General features: G+C 57.2%; 18 protein-coding genes. 1 reads left to right on the top strand and 17 read right to left on the bottom strand.

Translation table 11 applies throughout. The features are described 5' to 3' along the window. Window positions 1-19 precede the first annotated feature (19 nt). From yihA to rpmH, 4 genes are all read right to left on the bottom strand, one after another. Entirely contained in the window at window positions 20-703 is a 684-nt protein-coding gene (yihA, locus tag ASN_RS13150) for a ribosome biogenesis GTP-binding protein YihA/YsxC (protein ID WP_058988442.1), read from the bottom strand. Next, window positions 703-2,454: a membrane protein insertase YidC gene (gene yidC, locus ASN_RS13145; RefSeq protein WP_058988441.1), complete on the bottom strand. Its 1,752-nt coding sequence runs from the start codon at window positions 2,452-2,454 to the stop codon at window positions 703-705. Before yidC ends, yihA begins: the two co-directional genes overlap by 1 nt. Before the next feature lie 152 nt (window positions 2,455-2,606). Continuing rightward, a complete protein-coding gene (gene rnpA, locus ASN_RS13140) occupies window positions 2,607-3,014 on the bottom strand; it encodes a ribonuclease P protein component (RefSeq protein WP_058988440.1) in 408 nt (135 codons plus the stop codon). 23 nt (window positions 3,015-3,037) lie between these two features. After that, on the bottom strand, window positions 3,038-3,172 hold the full coding sequence (gene rpmH / locus ASN_RS13135; RefSeq protein ID WP_006559468.1) for a 50S ribosomal protein L34: 135 nt from the start codon (window positions 3,170-3,172) through the stop codon (window positions 3,038-3,040). Window positions 3,173-3,325: 153 nt separating this feature from the next. Here rpmH and ASN_RS13130 point away from each other — a divergent pair, with 153 nt between their 5' ends. Further along, window positions 3,326-3,772, top strand: coding sequence for a hypothetical protein (locus ASN_RS13130; RefSeq protein WP_058988439.1), 447 nt, complete (start codon window positions 3,326-3,328; stop codon window positions 3,770-3,772). A 118-nt stretch (window positions 3,773-3,890) separates the two neighbouring features. Here ASN_RS13130 and gloA read toward each other — a convergent pair whose 3' ends face one another. From gloA to pyrH, 13 genes are all read right to left on the bottom strand, one after another. Beyond that, on the bottom strand, window positions 3,891-4,283 hold the full coding sequence (gene gloA / locus ASN_RS13125; RefSeq protein ID WP_006559470.1) for a lactoylglutathione lyase: 393 nt from the start codon (window positions 4,281-4,283) through the stop codon (window positions 3,891-3,893). 143 nt (window positions 4,284-4,426) lie between these two features. Then, window positions 4,427-5,254, bottom strand: a complete 828-nt coding sequence (locus ASN_RS13120; protein WP_058988438.1) for an LpxI family protein — start codon at window positions 5,252-5,254, stop codon at window positions 4,427-4,429. Continuing rightward, window positions 5,251-6,105 (bottom strand): acyl-ACP--UDP-N-acetylglucosamine O-acyltransferase, encoded by an 855-nt coding sequence (gene lpxA, locus ASN_RS13115; RefSeq protein WP_006559472.1) that lies wholly within the window; start codon window positions 6,103-6,105, stop codon window positions 5,251-5,253. Before lpxA ends, ASN_RS13120 begins: the two co-directional genes overlap by 4 nt. 136 nt (window positions 6,106-6,241) lie before the next feature. Then, window positions 6,242-6,718, bottom strand: a complete 477-nt coding sequence (fabZ, locus tag ASN_RS13110) for a 3-hydroxyacyl-ACP dehydratase FabZ (RefSeq protein WP_081473609.1) — start codon at window positions 6,716-6,718, stop codon at window positions 6,242-6,244. A 45-nt stretch (window positions 6,719-6,763) separates the two neighbouring features. Beyond that, entirely contained in the window at window positions 6,764-7,852 is a 1,089-nt protein-coding gene (gene lpxD / locus ASN_RS13105; protein ID WP_058988437.1) for a UDP-3-O-(3-hydroxymyristoyl)glucosamine N-acyltransferase, read from the bottom strand. 2 nt (window positions 7,853-7,854) lie between these two features. Then, window positions 7,855-8,733, bottom strand: a complete 879-nt coding sequence (locus ASN_RS13100) for an OmpH/Skp family outer membrane protein (RefSeq protein ID WP_006559476.1) — start codon at window positions 8,731-8,733, stop codon at window positions 7,855-7,857. Between the two features lie 4 nt (window positions 8,734-8,737). Further along, window positions 8,738-11,182 (bottom strand): outer membrane protein assembly factor BamA, encoded by a 2,445-nt coding sequence (gene bamA / locus ASN_RS13095; protein ID WP_058988436.1) that lies wholly within the window; start codon window positions 11,180-11,182, stop codon window positions 8,738-8,740. 129 nt (window positions 11,183-11,311) lie between these two features. Further along, on the bottom strand, window positions 11,312-12,424 hold the full coding sequence (gene rseP / locus ASN_RS13090) for an RIP metalloprotease RseP (RefSeq protein ID WP_197603371.1): 1,113 nt from the start codon (window positions 12,422-12,424) through the stop codon (window positions 11,312-11,314). Window positions 12,425-12,455: 31 nt separating this feature from the next. Beyond that, the gene (gene dxr, locus ASN_RS13085; RefSeq protein WP_058988435.1) at window positions 12,456-13,613 is read right to left on the bottom strand and encodes a 1-deoxy-D-xylulose-5-phosphate reductoisomerase; all 1,158 of its coding nucleotides are present in this window, start codon (window positions 13,611-13,613) and stop codon (window positions 12,456-12,458) included. A 66-nt stretch (window positions 13,614-13,679) separates the two neighbouring features. Then, a complete protein-coding gene (locus tag ASN_RS13080) occupies window positions 13,680-14,513 on the bottom strand; it encodes a phosphatidate cytidylyltransferase (protein ID WP_082666687.1) in 834 nt (277 codons plus the stop codon). Then, the gene (uppS, locus tag ASN_RS13075) at window positions 14,510-15,244 is read right to left on the bottom strand and encodes a polyprenyl diphosphate synthase (RefSeq protein ID WP_058988434.1); all 735 of its coding nucleotides are present in this window, start codon (window positions 15,242-15,244) and stop codon (window positions 14,510-14,512) included. The genes ASN_RS13080 and uppS overlap by 4 nt, the downstream gene beginning before the upstream one ends. A 56-nt stretch (window positions 15,245-15,300) precedes the next feature. Beyond that, complete coding sequence (gene frr, locus ASN_RS13070; RefSeq protein ID WP_039903382.1) at window positions 15,301-15,843, bottom strand: ribosome recycling factor; 543 nt, start codon at window positions 15,841-15,843, stop codon at window positions 15,301-15,303. A gap of 102 nt (window positions 15,844-15,945) precedes the next feature. Beyond that, window positions 15,946-16,683: a UMP kinase gene (gene pyrH / locus ASN_RS13065; RefSeq protein WP_006557446.1), complete on the bottom strand. Its 738-nt coding sequence runs from the start codon at window positions 16,681-16,683 to the stop codon at window positions 15,946-15,948. Window positions 16,684-16,777 lie beyond the last annotated feature (94 nt).

The following is a 16,777-nucleotide window of genomic DNA, read 5'->3' as shown; positions in this document are numbered from 1 at the left end:
GCTCTCAAACCTGCCGAAACTAGGAGGACTGCGACGGCAGCGCGAATTCCGCCAGTTCCGCTCTCAACTGTTCAATACCCTGCCCGGTCTCACTGCTGGAGAGGGAGAGAAACGGACATGCCGCGGCATGACGGCGTGCCACAGCCAGTATGGCTTCTTCCTTGCGGGCCAGAGGGGCTGGCTTCACGGCATCGCACTTGGTCAGAACGATCTGAAAGCTGACCGCAGCGCGATCCAGCAGTTTCATGACCTCTTCATCATGCGGCTTGAGTTCAATCCGCGCATCCAGCAGCAACATCACCCGCTTCAGGCCAGGACGGCCCCGCAGGTAATCAAACATCATTTCCTGCCAGTCTTCCTTCACGGATTTCGCAGCCTTGGCGTATCCATACCCCGGCATATCCACCAGCATCAGCCGATCCGCCAGATTGAAGAAGTTCAACTGTTTGGTACGGCCCGGTTCGGAAGAAGCGCGAGCCAGTGTCTTGCGCCCCGTCAACGCATTCACAAGGCTGGACTTACCCACATTGGAACGCCCGGCAAACGCAATTTCCGGCAGAGTCTGCGGAGGAAGCTGCCCCAGCTTCTGTGCCCCGAAAATAAAGTCACAGGAGCCTGCAAAAAGGAGCCGCCCTTCTTCAAGGGCGGCGTCAATCTGCGCCTGACTATCCAGTTCGCGGAAGGAGCGGGTTGTATCCGCCATCAGCTTTTGCTCGGCACGGATTTTTTATCCGCAGCTTTGAACCGCCCCAGAATAAGCACCTGCTGCAATGCCGTCAGCAGGTTGCTCCAGCAATAATAGATCACCAAACCCACGGGCTGATGCGCCATGAAGAAGGTGAACAGCAACGGAATGAACGCCATCACCTTCTGCTGGGCCGGGTCCATGTTGGTGGAACTGGCGCTGATCTTCTGCATCAGGAACATGGTAGCGCCATACAGGATCGGCCACGCGCCCAGCGCCAGCAACGGCAACACATGCGCCGGGTTGAACGGAATCAGACCAAACAGGTTGAAAATATTCGTGGGGTCTGGCGCGGAAAGGTCCTTGATCCAGCCAAAGAACGGCGCGTGACGCATTTCAATGGTGACATACAGATCCTTATACAGACACCAGAACACGGGAGCCTGAATGAACAGGGGCAGGAAGCCACCAAACAGGTTCACGTTCTCTTCCCGATACAGCCCCATAATATGCTGCTGCATGGCCATGGGATCATCTTTGTAACGCGCGCGGATCTGGTCCACCTTCGGCTTCAGGCGGCTGGTTTTCCACGTCATGCGCATCTGCTTGATGGTCAGCGGCAGGAAGGCCAGCTTCACGATAACCGTAAAGGTTAGCAGAGCCAGACCAAAATTGCCCATCATGGAATACAGCCAGTCCAGCACGAAGAAGACCGGACGTGTCAGGAAGGAAAGCCAGCCGAAATCCACAGCCTTCCAGAACATGGGGATATGCAGGTCGTGCTCATACTGGTCGAGCAGACGCACTTCCTTGGCACCGGCAAAAACATGGGCTTCGGTGCTGGCTGTCTGGCCGGCTGCAATCTGAATGGGGGCCGTGCTGGTAAAGCCGACCTGATACATGTTTTTCTGCGGCAGGTACGTATAAGCGCCCACCACCTGCGCGGACTGATCAGGCACAACGGCCATCAGCCAGTATTTGTCCGTAATACCAGCCCAGCCACCGGTGCCCTGATGGCTCCAGGACACGTTATCCGGCGGAACCCCATCCTTGCGCAGGGATTTGTAAGACCCTTCGTTCAGACGACCATCAATGACGGAAATAGGACCTTCATGCACCAGCATGCCGCCGTTTGTTTCAGGCGTGTAGCCCCGGTTCACACGGTAGAAGGGATACAGGGCCACAGCCTGACCACTGGTGTTGTGCACACGCTGGGTCACCGTGAACATGAAGTTCTTGTCAACCGCCATGGCGATCTCAAACGTCAGCCCCTGACCGTTATCCCATGTAAGATTTACGGGATGGGTCGCATCCAGATGTGTGTTGTCTGCTTTCCACAGCGTGTTGGCATCTGGCAGATGAACGGTTGCGTCAGACGCGGCACGCCAGCCAAAATCCACATAGTCAGGCTTGGCCTGCGTTGCGTGGCTGAGCACCCTTACATCCGGGCTGTTGGCATCCGTTGTTTCACGGTACGCCTTGAGCACCAGATCATCCAGTTTGGCACCGCGCAGGCTCAGGCTGCCCTGCACAGCCGGAGCATCAATCACCACACGCGTCTCAGGGCCATCCGGCTGAGCCGCGGGCTCCGCTACGCTCGGCGCTGCGGGCACATTTGCTGACGGAGCACCGCCAGAAGCCGGAGCAGAAACAGTTTGTTGAGTGGATGTGGGAACAGGGGCCTTTGGCCCCTGCGGGAAGAAATAATCAAACCCGATGAGAACCACAGCTGACAGCAGCGTTGCCAGTATCAGACGTCTTGTATCCATTGGCTGGCCCGCTGGCCCCCCTGCACGAAACGGAACATAAAATCAGACCGCAAAACCCGGAGTCTTCACGGCACTCTGGTTCCAGCGCAGGATGAGCAGGAATGCAAGCCGAGAAAGTTACACCCCCAAGCTACCTCGTCATGAAGCAGCATTTATTTTCTGAGGGAGTGAGCCTTTCGGTCGGCCTCGGCAAGGCATATCGCAAGGGCCTTGCGGAAATCCGCCACCAGGTCCGTAAAAAGACGTTTCCCCGTAGCAGCACGACCTATCAGAACAAGATCAAGCCCGTTAAGCGGCGTATCAGCTTCAACTAATCGCACCACTTCCCGCAACCGGCGGCGAGCCCTGTTGCGCACTACGGCGTTCCCGACCTTTTTGGTAACAGTAAACCCAACACGAGCGGCATCCGAATCCTGACGCCGGAAGAGCTGAAGGACAAGGCCCGGCACAGGCGCTTTACGCCCCCGCGCAGCCAGAAAGAGAAACTCTTTCCGATTCTTCAGACGCTGGGACCGGACAAACACCGTTCCCGCTTCTGCCTGACCTTCACTCCGGTCCATTCTGCCGGACTGCCGGTAAAGACTTAAGCGGAAAGACGCTTACGGCCTTTGGAACGACGGTTGGCAATAATGCGGCGACCGCCAACAGTTGCCATACGGGCGCGGAAACCATGGCGGCGCTTGCGGACCAGCCGGGACGGTTGATAAGTGCGCTTCATTGCTGCACTCCCTTCATTAAAATGTCATACAGGCAGCACAGAACCACCTGCCCAGATCAGGGGCGGCTTATACTGTTCAGATGTGTGTCCGTCAATCACAACCACAGAGTCTTCCGGCCGGTTTTACGCCACAAACGCAAAGGTTGATCCGTAGTGAACCAGATTCGTCCTTCAACCAGCCCTCTGATTGCCCTGTTCTGCCTGCCGATCCTGGGGGCTCTTGTTTCAGGCGTACTGGGTCTCTCCTTCCCAGCTGGCCTGCTGCCGGTGATATTGGCCGCTGCCATCGGCGCGTGGCTGGGGTGCCGGTTGCATGCTGCGGCTCTCGGCCATCAGACTTCTTCTGAGAGCACTCTCGCGCGGCCCGAGCAGGCCGCTGCCGCCACACAACCCGCCACGCCGCCTGCCCCTTTTTCTGCAACCGGGTCAGAGCTAACGCCCAAGCTGCGGCATGATATTCGCGGTATTATCTCTCCCGCCATGCTGGCGGCCGATCAGCTTGATGAAAATCCCGACCCGCTTGTTCAGAAAGCCGCCCAGACCATTACCGAGTCTCTTGAGCGGCTGTTACTCCGCCTAAAACAGCAACCTCCTGCCTGATATCCATTTTATTCCAATCATTCAGACATCACTCAGCTTTCAGCGCCTATAAAAAATGCCGCCATGAGAGTGGCGGCATTTCCCCATCAACGGCTCTCCGAAGACTGTGGCTTTATTGTCAGTCAGGCCGCTGGATCAGTTCAATCTTGTAGCCGTCCGGGTCTTCAACAAACGCGATAACACTCGTGCCGAATTTCACGGGTCCGGCCTCACGCGTCACCTTGCCGCCACCAGCCCGCACCTTTTCTACGGCGGCGGCAACATCTGGCACGCCTACGGCAAAATGTCCGAATCCTGTGCCCACGTCGTAGCCGTCATCCTTGCCCCAGTTATAGGTCAGTTCAATTTCGGCTTCTCCCGCAGCGTTATCCGCGTATCCTATAAAAACCAGCGTATACTGGCCTTCCGGCACTTCCCGACGGCGCAGTTCATGCATCCCCAGCAATTTGTAGAAAGCGATGCTGGCATCCAGATTTTTTACGCGAACCATGGTGTGCAAATAACGGGGCATAGGTTGTCCTCTCTTCAGTGCTCTGCGGTCTAAAAGAATTCTACACAGTATGGTTCACACAAAAAACCGTATGAGCTTTTTGAAAACAGAGGCTCCAAAACCCTCATGGACACGCGACGGTCCGGGTTTCAGTCAGCAAATGTCTATGGCGTAATGGCTATCAGGAACAAGCCGGCCTGATCAGCGGCGGCAATGCAGGCTTCACGATCAGTCATCAATGTGTGGCCGGCTTCAAAGGCAATCCCTTTCAAGCCGGCAGCATGAGCATTCCTGACGGTAGCTGGCCCGATCGTCGGCATATCGGCGCGCTTTTCCTGCCCAGGTTTCAACATTTTGACCAGCACACCGCCGTCACCCGGCTGACGGCATTCACCTGCGCGCGCTAACATGCGGTCCGTGCCCTCCATGGCCTCCACAGCCAATACAAGGCCATTCTGCACCACGCAGCCTTGCCCGATGTCCATGCGCCCCAAAGCCTGCACAACTTGTATACCGCGCTGGATATCAGCCTTCGCCTGTTCATCCGGAACGATACGCCCCAGCACCCCGGGCCGCGCCACAGACTGCGCAAGAAATTCATGCGCACCACGAACGGTAAACCCTTCTTCCCCCAACAGACGCACAAGGGCCGCCAACAAGCCGTCATCCCCCGCGAACAAGGCGCGTCCCAACCTTGCGAGAATACGTGCGCCTTCTGCATCAGGGTACAAACTACGGAGAGAAGGACGACGAATTGGGCCTATCAGCACCAGATCCGTGCACCCGTGGGCGCGCAGAAGAGAGAGCATCCGTCCGGCTGCACCCAGCCGAACAGTTTCATGAGGCCAAGGCGCAATGACCTCTGGCTCAGCAAATCCTTCAAAGCCTAGAATAAAAACCGGACGCCCCGCAGCGGCAGCCGCCTCGGCAACACGGGCTGGCAGAGGGCCTCCCCCTGCCAGAATACCGACAGCGCCCGTTTGTGCGCTCACGCGCCCTCGGTTTCTGCCGTGCTGAAGTCACCCCGCGCCACACGCACCAATCCGCGTTTGCTGGGGCCATCTATGAAGTCGAGAATTTCACGCACACGCACATCATCGCCAAATTCACGACGCACCACATCCAGACGCGATGCGAATGTACCGTCCTCGTCCGTCTTTGGATAAAGCGTGAAAAACGCCTTGCGCATCCTATGAATTTCAGCCGACTGCACCCCATTCCGGCGCAACCAGATCCAATGCAGCCCCACCAGACGCGCCCGGTTACCCAGTACGCTGCCATAGGGAATCACATCAGCTTCCACACCGGCCACGCCGCCTACAAGGGCCGCATGGCCAATACGCACAAATTGATGAATAGCAGCAGAGCCCATGACTCTGGCATCATCTTCAATCGTGACATGACCGCCCATGACCACGTTGTTGACAATAATAACGCGGTCACCCAGCCAGCAATCATGCGCAACATGAGCATTGGCCATGATCAGCACATCATTACCCACGTGCGTCAGACCGCTGCCCGTTGCCGTGCCACGATGAATGGTAACGTGCTCACGCACTACAGTCCCGGCACCAACCTCACACCGGGTTGGTTCGCCTTTATATTTCAGATCCTGCGGTGCCATACCAACGGTGCAGAAGGGAAAATAACGTGATCCCTCCCCCAACCGCGTATGGCCATCAATAACAACGTGGGAAATCAGTTCCACATTGTCTTCAATCACCACATTCGGGCCAACCGAACACCAAGGCCCAATCACCACACCACGTCCAAGCCGGGCTTCCGGTGCAACAATGGCAGACGGATGAATAACCGCTACCCTGTCTTTTCCTACAGCGTGCACCACCTCAGCTCCTCTCTTGCTTGCGCCACGCCTGCGCCTGTTTACGCATGAACCGTGAGCAGCCTTGCCTCAGAAAGCGGGCGTTTTCCGGGCAAAAATCGTCTCTTTCAAAAATTAAAGCGTTAAAAGGCCTCATTCAGCCCATGATCATTGCGCTGAACGTGGCTTCTGCCACAATCACATCATCCACTTTGGCCACACCACGGAATTTCCACACATTGGAACGGTTCCGTTCCTTCTTGACGTGGATGCGCAACTGATCGCCTGGCTCTACAGGACGACGGAACTTTGCGCCTTCAATGGTCATGAAATAGACCAGCTTGCCTTCAAAGGCCTTACCCAGCGTCAGAACCACAAGAGTGGCTGCCGTCTGAGCCATAGCTTCCACAATCAAGACACCCGGCATGACAGGCCGCTCGGGGAAATGTCCCTGAAAAAACGGCTCGTTGACGGAAACATTCTTGATACCTGTTGCCTCTTCTCCCAGGACGATTTCCACCATCCGGTCGATCAGAAGAAAAGGATATCTGTGCGGAATCGCCTGCATAATGCGGTTGACGTCAATCTTATCGATTGTCTGAACGTCCTGCTGCGACTCTTGTTTCGTCTCCACGTCCCCTAGACCACCCTGCTCGGCCGGACAGCGCCCGGCATGTGTTCACTGTTTACCCGAACCGCCTTCAGCCGATCCGGACGCTTTCTTGGCCAGTTTGCGCAACACTGCAACATTCCGGAAAAACTCCCGGAAGGGCATGGCCGGACTGCCAATAACATCCGCGCCACTTTCCACATCGGACATCACGCCGCACTGTGCGCCAATACGTGCCTTGGCACCAATACGGATATGCCCGATCAGCCCCGCCTGCGCCGCCACAGTCACAAAATCTTCCAGCACGGTAGAACCGGAAATTCCTGCCTGAGACACCACAATGCAGCACCGTCCAAGACGGGCGTTGTGGCCGATCTGAACAAGATTGTCGAGACGCGAGCCCGCACCAATAACCGTATCATTCACTGATCCGCGGTCTATGGTGGTGTTGGCTCCTATTTCCACATCATGCTCAAGCACCACGCGGCCCAGTTGCGGCACGCTTTCAAACCCGTTCGGGCCGACAGCGAAACCAAACCCGTCCTGCCCGATCCGTGCACCCGGCAGAATAATCACGCGTTCGCCAAGAACCGCATGGGAGACCGTAACATGATTGCCGATCCGGCAGTCCTGCCCAATCTGCACTCCCTGCCCCACAACTGCGTGCGAACCGATAATGCAACCGGCACCGATTTCAGCGCCTGCTTCAACAACCACAAAGGGGCCGATCTCGCAGGTAGCGTCTACCTTTGCCGTAGCATCAATACAGGCTGACGGATGAATACCGGGTTTTACAGGCTTTTTGGGATGAAACAGCCGCGCCACCCGTGACCACGCCAGATAAGGCTTGCTTGACACAAGAGCAGCGCAGTGAGGGGGCACCTTATCAGCAAAAGCAGGTGCAACAATCACCAATCCCGCTTTTGTTTCTTCCAGCAGCGGGGCATAGCGCCGGTTGTCCAGAAAGCTGACCTCCTGCGGTCCAGCCACCTGAAGCGGCGCTATACCGGTATAGCCGGTAGCAGACAGCGCTCCCTCCCGAGGAGGAAGCAAAGAGGCCTCAGCCGCATCTGCCAGAACCTGAGCCTCAAACGGACCAGACCGATTGAAAAACCGGGGATCAGCTGGCCCGGAAGAAGATGTCTGCCGCCCTGTCATGCTTATTTTTTCGGAGCTGCGGCAGGAACAGGAGCAGGCTCAGATGAACCAGCCTGCTGCTGGTCTGCGTCTGCCGTTGTCGGCATCTTGCCAGATTTTGCCAGCTCTTCCGGGTCCACATTAGCTTCCGGAATAAACACGCCCGGCAGAATACCGTTCAGCTGCTTCGCAACTTCGTTGGTAATATCCTGGCCGTCCACATGCAGAGCAACCTGCTCGCTGTGCAGAACCAGATTCATACCGTGAGATGCCGCAACTTTCTGAATGACCTGCACCAGTTCACGCTCAATCTGGCCCAAAGAAACCTGAGCGGCTTCCTGAATGATCCGGTTACGGTTACGGAAATCACGCTGCGCCTTCATGACGCGTGCCTGAAGGCTGCGTTCACGCGTCTGGATCTGATCAGACGTCATGGTTTTTGCCTGCGCCTGAAGCTTCTGCTGCTCATCACGCCAGCCAGCCTGCTCTTTCTGCAGATCCTGTGCCAAAGCATCCCGGCGGCTACCAAGAACACGTTCCACCTGCATGGCGGCAGAGGACTGACGCATTACGCCAGAGACGCTGATAACCCCGATAATGGTGGTTGGCGGTGCAGCACCTTTTGGAAGATCCGGTGCGGAAGGAATGGGTGGAAGGGGCAATACAGGCGGAGCCTGATCTGCTTCTCCACTGTCAGACGGCGGTGCAGGCAACTGAACGGGAGCCGGTGCTGCACGGTGAGGAGCATGAGCCGCTGGAGGAGGAGCAGGCTGCTGCGCGGCCTTCGGCACGAACCAGCCGCCACCACCAGAACTCTGCGCCATGGCCATGGGAGCCAGCGCAACAGAAAATGACAGGAGAGCCGCACCAAAAACGGCTTTTCTGCAGAAATAGGGCATCATTACCTCAGAATTGCTGGCCGAAGCCAAAGCGAAGAAGCTGCGTGCGGTCATTGTGGCTACGCATAACGGGAACACCCAGATCGATGTTCAGCAAACCAAAAGGACTCTTCCAGGAGAACCCGGCACCAGCACTCACACGCGGCCGCAACGTATCACCACTCACACGCGTATAGTAAGGCGCATCTGTGACAGGGTTTGTCAGATTTCGACGGACGCGCAGTCCGGCCACACTACCCGAATCAACAAATGCACGCCCCTTGACCCCCATGTCACTCAAGAACGGGATGGGGAAGTTCAACTGAGCCGAGGCGTTATACATGAACCGGCCGCCCAGCAGATCTTCAGACGAATGTCCGGCATACCCCACACTACGCGGCCCCGCACCACCATCAAGGAAGCCGCGCAGGTTGTTACCACCCAGATAGAAGTTATCAATAATATCGTGGCGACCGCCGCCCCAGTCCGTCATGTACCCCATGCCGGCCCGGAAAGACGCAGTCCATTCATGGCTGTTGGTCAGATCATCAAGCGGGATGTAATAGGCCCCGTTGATCTTGCCACGCACATAGCGTTCATCCCCGCCCAGCCCGGCAAAATCACCACCGACAGACACCATGTAACCGCTATGCGGCGCCATGTGATTATCGCGGGTATCATACACCAGATTGGTGCTGAGCTGAGAAAGGAGCGACTTACCGGACTGATCCAGAATGTACCAGGAGGACTCACTCCACGTATCACCCACGCTACGGCGAATAAGGCTGTAGTTCCAGGACTGAGACAGATAGCGGTTATAGGCATACCCCATACGGAGCGTGATCCCATACCGGCTTTCTGAGTAGTTCTGGTAGGTCTGATACTTGTTCTGGATGCCGAAAATATCCACACCGGCAACCAGGTTACGCCCAAGGAAGGCCGGATTAGTCAGAGAGAAATCCGCCTGCTTTTCCCAAAGCGACATCGTGCCGGACAGACCGGCATCAACCCCGGTCCCCAGCAGGTTATGCTGCTTCAGACCGATGTTACCAATCACGCCCACGTCTGTTGAATACCCACCACCAAGCGAGAATTCACCCGTGGGTTTTTCGACCACGCTAACGGCGACGTTTGTGCGATCCTGCGCTGACCCAGGTGTTTCATCAATGGAAACACTCTTGAAGAAGCCCAGATCCTGCAACGCGGCCTTGGCATACTTCTTGTAGCTGGGTGTGTACGGATCGCTTTCCGCAAACGGAAGCTGGCGACGGATAACATTATCCTGCGTCACCGTGTTTCCGTTCACGTCAATCCGTTCAATATAACGACGCGGCCCTTCGCTGACATCAAACAGAAGATTCACCACCCCTTTTTCAGGGTTTCGGGCAATTTCAGGATGCACCATGGCAAAGGGATGCCCCTGCGCCTGAAGGGTTTCTTCCATATCGGTCGCGTTATCCTGCACCGCCTTGCCATCGTACCACTGGTGCGCAAACAGTTCGATGTATTTACGCAGGGACTTGGCAGGAACGTGGCGCAGGCTGGAGCGAATATCCACTTTACCCAAACGGTACCGTGGCCCCTCATCCATCGTGAACGTCACATAGAACGATTTTCTATCCGGTGAGAGTTCACCAGTGGCGTTCTTGATCTGGAAGTCCACATACCCGTTGCTGAGGTAGAAACGACGCAGCAGTTCCGCGTCATATTTCAGACGGTCAGGGTTGTATTCATCAGAGGACGAGAAAAAGCGGTACCAGGCTGTTTCTTTTGAAGACACAACACCGGACAGCCGCGCTTCCCCAAACGCTTTATTCCCCACAAAAGCGATTTTGCGGATAAGCGTCTGCGGCCCTTCGTTGATCTGGAACACCACATCAACGCGATTATGCGCAAGACGGATAACCTGAGGCGTCACCACAGCGGCATAGCGTGCCTTCTGGGCATAGACCTCAAGAATTTTCTGGCGATCATCAGCCGTATTTTCTGCCGAGAACACAGCACGCGGACGCAGGGAGATAACCTTCCGCAGGTCCTCATCCTTGGCGGCGTGATTGCCCTCAAACACAATGCGATTGACGATGGGATTTTCCACCAGCCGCACGTGCAGGATGTTTCCCTCGCGCCGCAGGGTCACATCCCGGAACAAACCAGTGGCGTAGAGGGTCTTCAGCGAACGGTCCAGATCATCCTGACTGAAAGAATCTCCGGGCCGTACCACCATGTAAGACAGCACGGTATTCGTCTCAATCCGGGTATTGCCCGTGACCTGAATATCCTCAATCACCCCCCCGGAACGCACCGGAGTAGATGTGGAGGCAGTGAACCGACCCTGGCGCTCTGCCGTTACGGCTGCAGGTGGGTCCGCCTGGACAGCCGGTGCCCTACCGGCCGCTGATGCGCTACTGCTTCCCTGAACAAGGAAAGGAAGAAGGCAGACAGAAACAAAAAGGGCTGAACGCTTACCCGTCAAGATATGCCACCCTCCATCCGGGTCGTTCTGTAGTCAGGAGCCGATCTCCCACCGTTGTGCCGCCCGCAGGGGGACGTATCCGATATAACCCTTGTCACGCAAGTTCTTCCGATCCAACCCTGCTGTAATTCAGCCAACAAGAGACGCAATCCATTTGAACAATCCAAAACTGGAAAGATCATTAAACGTCGAAAACAAGAACAGACCCGCAAGAACGGCAAACCCAGCCTGAAAACTGATTTCCTGAATCCGCTTCGAGACCGGACGTCCCCTGAGTGCTTCTATGGCATAAAAAACCAGTCTGCCACCATCAAGAAGCGGCACGGGGAATAAATTTATTAGACCGAGGTTTACAGAAAGCAAAGCCATGAAAGACAGCAGACTGGCAAAACCATACTGCGCCACCTGCCCGGAAAGCTGAGCAATCTTGAGCGGACCGCCCAGATCCTTGGCCGTATGCTGGCCTGTCAGGATCTGCCAAACGCCCTGCAGCGTCTGAACGGAAACTTTCCAGGTTTCCTCCACACCCGCCACAACGGCATGGAGCACGGACATGGGTTTACCAACCTCTGTTGCAAACATCACACCCAACTGACCATGCGGCTTGCTGCTGGCCGAGTCCGTAACACTTCCGATGGTGATGGGAAGGTCCATGTCCTGCCCATTGCGGCGTACGGTCAGCGTTGTCTGTGCGCCTGGCTCCGCCATAACGGTGCCCTGCACATCTTCCACGCCGGTTACCTGATGCGTGCCGATTCTACGAATGACGTCTCCAGGCTGTACCCCGGCTGCCGCCGCTGCACCATTAGAGACAACAGAGGCGATCTCGTTCCGCACTGAGGGCTGCCCTGCCGTAGAAAACAGCAGGGTAAACAGCACAATAGCCAGCAGGAAGTTGAAAACCGGCCCTGCCAGAATGACGATAGCGCGTGACGCAACGGATTTATCATGAAATGTGCGGCCCGGAATCCAGGCTGCTTTCTGTTCCGGCGTAGCGTCCTCTGGGTCCTCAAACCCGTGAGGGCGCACATAGCCGCCCAGCGGAATGGGGCAGATACGCCATTCCGTTCCACTGCGATCATGCCAGCGGAACAGTGCCGGTCCGAAGCCGAGAGAGAACACCTCCACATGCACCCCCCGCCAGCGGGCTGCCAGATAGTGCCCCAGTTCGTGAATAGTCACGAGCACGCCCAGGACAAAGGCGAAGGAAACAAGTGTACGCAGGTATTCGTGTATCATGATAATCCGAGTATCGGCTCAAACGTGCGTGAACTCAACCCGCGTAGGCAGGAGTCAGAGCCAGCGCCTCCCGTCGGGCCTGTTCATCCCAATGCAGAACGGCCTCCAGCGTATCGGCAGGCGGTGCCCCCAGCTTGGTCATCACGCGTTCCACAACACGGGCAATGTCCAGAAAGCCAATCTGTTCGTTCAGGAAAGCCTCTACCGCCACCTCGTTGGCGGCGGACAGAATGGCGGATGCAGCCCCGCCCGCACGCAATGCCTCACGAGCCAGCCGCAGCGCCGGGAAACGCTGCTCATCAGGCGCTGAAAACTCCAATGTGGCATAAGCCGCCAGATCGAGACGAGGAGAGGTGGTGGCCATCCGCTTGGGCCATGCCAGCGTATGCGCGATGGGAATCCGCATGTCGGCTGATCCGATCTGGGCGATCAGACTACCATCCGTATATTGCACCATGCCGTGCACGACGGACTGAGGGTGCACCAGCACATCAATCCGGTCTTCTGTCAGATCGAAAATACGGGCTGCCTCAATCACTTCCAGCCCCTTGTTGAACATGGTGGCGGAATCGATGCTGATTTTTGCCCCCATGCTCCAGGTCGGGTGCTTGAGGGCTTGTGCGGGCGTTGCGGCTTCCATCTCAGCCACAGACGCCTTGCGGAACGGGCCGCCAGATGCGGTGAGGATGATTTTTTCCACCTGATCAAGCTGGCGGTCCGCCATGGCCTGAAACACAGCGTTATGTTCGGAATCCACCGGAAGCAGGGTTGCGCCCGCCTCCTTGACGGCGCGGAGCATGACATCTCCGGCACAGACCAGCGCTTCCTTGTTGGCCAAGGCAACAGCCTTGCCGTGCCGCACAGAAGCAAGGGTAGGCTCAAGCCCGGCTGCGCCGGTAATGGCCGCCATTGTCCAGTCTGCCGGAAGCGCTGCCGCATCAATTACTGCCTGACGCCCGCACGCCACTTTTGTGCTGCTGCCCTTTAGCAGGGCAGAAAGCTGTTCAAATGCGCTTTCATCCGCAACCACAGCCAGTTCCGCATTCAGGCTGCGCGCCTGCTCTGCCAGACGGGTTGCGTTCTTGCCACCCACAAGCGCCCGTACCTGGTACTGCCCCCGCGCCTGCTCAAGCAGATCAACAGTGGAGCAGCCAATACTGCCAGTGCTTCCCAGAACGGTTACGGTTCTCATGGTCTTTATTTCCAACCCAGACAATGGCGGCACCGAGCAGCACGGCTTCAGCCACCTGATCCACCCTTAACCCGGCAGTTTCCCTGCCAGAGCCGCGAATACGGCATGGAGCCCCGCCTGCCAGAACGGCACGCCAGCCCCCACGCACAAGGACGCCACCGCAGCCAGAGGCGCAGCAGCCACCAGACCGTCAAAACGGTCCAACAAACCACCATGCCCCGGCAACAGGGTTCCTGAATCCTTTACACCCAACGCGCGCTTCATGGCGCTTTCAGCCAGATCACCCGTCTGTGCCGCCACACCCAGTAGCGCAGCCCAGACCGCAGCCGTAGCAATACCGCCCTGCCCGGAAATCTGCGTAATCAGGCTGCCAGCCAGAACAGCGCCAACCAGACCACCGACCGCACCCGACCGTGTTTTACCGGGAGAAATACGTGGTGCCAGCTTCGGGCCACCAACAAGCCGCCCGGTCAGGTAAGCGCAGCTATCACTTGCCACCACCACACAGACAACAAACAGAACCGGCATCACGCCGCCCAGCCGCAACCATTGCAACGCAGTGCCAGACAGAACAATGACACACATGACGGCGCACAAAGGCGCGCCGAAAACCAGAGATGTGACGCAGAAAATGGGGAAGGTATCCCACCGCCCGGTTGCCGCTGCCAGCCCGGCACCCAGCGCCCAGAGCACGTAAACGATACCCCGCCAGGACTTTACGGAAACACCCAGCAGCGTAGCGGCTTCCGCCGCCATACCCGCCATGACACCAATAATAAGAATTTGATACAGCAGGCCGCCCGCGCCAATGCCAATACCGGCCACAGCCACCAGCACAATAGCGGACAAAAGCCGAACCCGCAGATCCCGCCAGGCGCTTTTATTGCCTGCGTCACTCATACGGAAGGCCGCGCGCCAAAACGGCGCTCGCGCCGGGCATATGTATCCAGCACGGTTGCAAAATGCCCTTCATTGAAGTCGGGCCAGAACACATCCAGAAAAACCAGCTCCGCATAGGCGCTCTGCCAGAGCAGAAAGTTTGACAACCGGAACTCGCCACTTGTCCGCACCACCACATCCGGGTCCGGCACGCCTGCCGTCCAGAGTTTGTCTGCAAAAAGGGTTTCCGTAATCTGGTCGGGTTTCAGGTCGCCCTGCTGCACGGCCTGCGCCAATCGCCGCGCAGCCTGCACAATATCCCCCCGCCCGCCGTAGGAGAGCGCAAGCAACAGGGTGATCCGGCCATTGTTGCGCGTCAGGGTTTCCGCACGCGCCAGTTCCTCGCGCAGGGAAACATCAAAGCGCGCCAGATCGCCAATAAAGCAGATCCGCACACCTTCACTGTGCAATTCCGCAACCTTGTGCCGGAGATAAAAGCGCAGCAGACTTGTGAGGTCAGCAACTTCCGTCGGCTCACGCTGCCAGTTTTCCGAGGAAAACGCATACAGCGTCAGGTATTTCACGCCACGATGGATGGCTGCCCGCAAACAGCGGGAAACGGCCTCTGCCCCGGCCTTATGGCCAGCAAGGCGCGGCAGCCCTCTTTCAGCCGCCCAACGCCCGTTACCATCCATGATTACGGCAACATGCGCAGGGATAATCGCTTTACTGTCCGTTTTCCCTGCTGACATTGCCGGCACTGATCCACCACGAGGAGGCTGAGAAAAAAAACCTGACGCCACAGACCTCAGACCTGCTTGATCTCGCGGTCTTTTTCAGCCAGCAGATCATCAATTTTTTTCACATACTGGTCAGTCAGTTTCTGAATGGCGTCAGACCATGTCTTCACGTCATCCTGGCTGATTTCGCTTTTCTTTTCAAAACCTTTGGTTTTGTCCATGCCATCACGCCGCACACCGCGCACGGCCACCTTGGCACCTTCAGCGTAGCGGGCTGCGGCACGCGCCAGTTCATGGCGGCGTTCTTCCGTCAACTGCGGAATGGGCACGCGGATGATCTGACCATCAGCTGCGGGGTTAAGCCCCAGGCCCGAATCACGGATGGCACGTTCAACCGCCCCTACCAACCCACGGTCCCACACCTGTACGGTCAGCATACGGGCTTCCGGTACAGCAATGGAACCGACCTGCGTCAGCGGCACTTCCCCACCATAGGCTTCCACACGCACCGGTTCGAGCAGTGCCGGGCTGGCACGGCCAGAACGCAGGCCCGCAAAATCACGGCGGAGACTGTCCAGCGCGCCATCCATACGGCGCGTCAGGTCATCCATCAGAGCATTCAGATCAGACACGGTTTATTTCTCCCGTTTCTCTGGGCGGCATTTATCCCACCCCTTAGACAAGCAAGCAGCATGCACGCCGCCTGAATGATATCAGGCAGCTTCAATAATCTGCGTAAAGGCCCCTTCTCCGCGCATCACGCGCCCGAAAGACCCCGGCTCACCAATGTTGAAGACAATAATAGGCAGCTTGTTTTCACGCGCCAGACTAATGGCGGCAGCATCCATAACATTCAGCTGATTGGCCAGCACATCCATATAGGTCAGTTGCTCATAGCGCACCGCAGCGGCATCCTGCTTGGGATCAGCCGAATAGACACCATCAACCTGCGTGCCTTTCAGCAGCACGTCACATTCCATTTCCGCAGCCCGCAAGGCGGCTGCTGTATCGGTTGTAAAGAACGGGTTTCCGGTACCAGCCGCAAAAATAACTACCCGCCCTTTTTCCATATGCCTGACAGCTCGCCGCCGGATATAGGGCTCAGCGATGGATGACATATGAATGGCGGACATCACACGGGTTGTAATCTGTTCGCGTTCCAACGCATTCTGCAAAAGCAGCGCGTTGATGACAGTCGCCAGCATCCCGGCATAGTCACCCTGGGCGCGGTCCATGCCCTTTGCGGCTGCGGCCAGACCGCGGAAAATATTTCCGCCACCCACCACAAGGCAGACTTCCACGCCACCCCGAACAACATCCGCCACATCGTTGGCAATCCGTTCGACCGTTTTCTGATCAACCCCGAAGGCACCGTCACCCATCAGAGCCTCACCAGACACCTTGAGCAACACCCGTTTGCGGCTTGGCGTTTCGCCTGTGGAAGCAGTCATTGGCCCTCGATCACGCAGTACAAGTCTGAAATTAGGCCCTGCTCAGCTAGGGGGCAGGGCAAGCTGCCTTCTCTTATCCTTCATACGCCGAGGC

Origin of the sequence: Acetobacter senegalensis (genome assembly GCF_001499615.1) — a bacterium.
Classification (GTDB): Bacteria; Pseudomonadota; Alphaproteobacteria; order Acetobacterales; family Acetobacteraceae; genus Acetobacter; species Acetobacter senegalensis.
The sequence above is the reverse complement of the archived record's forward strand: the minus strand, read 5'-3'. Positions and strand labels throughout refer to the sequence as shown.

Excerpts from the sequence above, each read along its gene's own strand:
- yihA (WP_058988442.1), bottom strand. The coding sequence starts at position 703 with ATGGCGGATACAACCCGCTCCTTCCGCGAACTGGATAGTCAGGCGCAG.
- yidC (WP_058988441.1), bottom strand. The coding sequence starts at position 2,454 with ATGGATACAAGACGTCTGATACTGGCAACGCTGCTGTCAGCTGTGGTT.
- rnpA (WP_058988440.1), bottom strand. The coding sequence starts at position 3,014 with ATGGACCGGAGTGAAGGTCAGGCAGAAGCGGGAACGGTGTTTGTCCGG.
- rpmH (WP_006559468.1), bottom strand. The coding sequence starts at position 3,172 with ATGAAGCGCACTTATCAACCGTCCCGGCTGGTCCGCAAGCGCCGCCAT.
- gloA (WP_006559470.1), bottom strand. The coding sequence starts at position 4,283 with ATGCCCCGTTATTTGCACACCATGGTTCGCGTAAAAAATCTGGATGCC.
- lpxD (WP_058988437.1), bottom strand. The coding sequence starts at position 7,852 with ATGACAGGGCGGCAGACATCTTCTTCCGGGCCAGCTGATCCCCGGTTT.
- ASN_RS13100 (WP_006559476.1), bottom strand. The coding sequence starts at position 8,733 with ATGATGCCCTATTTCTGCAGAAAAGCCGTTTTTGGTGCGGCTCTCCTG.
- dxr (WP_058988435.1), bottom strand. The coding sequence starts at position 13,613 with ATGAGAACCGTAACCGTTCTGGGAAGCACTGGCAGTATTGGCTGCTCC.
- ASN_RS13080 (WP_082666687.1), bottom strand. The coding sequence starts at position 14,513 with ATGAGTGACGCAGGCAATAAAAGCGCCTGGCGGGATCTGCGGGTTCGG.
- uppS (WP_058988434.1), bottom strand. The coding sequence starts at position 15,244 with ATGTCAGCAGGGAAAACGGACAGTAAAGCGATTATCCCTGCGCATGTT.
- frr (WP_039903382.1), bottom strand. The coding sequence starts at position 15,843 with ATGGATGACCTGACGCGCCGTATGGATGGCGCGCTGGACAGTCTCCGC.
- pyrH (WP_006557446.1), bottom strand. The coding sequence starts at position 16,683 with ATGACTGCTTCCACAGGCGAAACGCCAAGCCGCAAACGGGTGTTGCTC.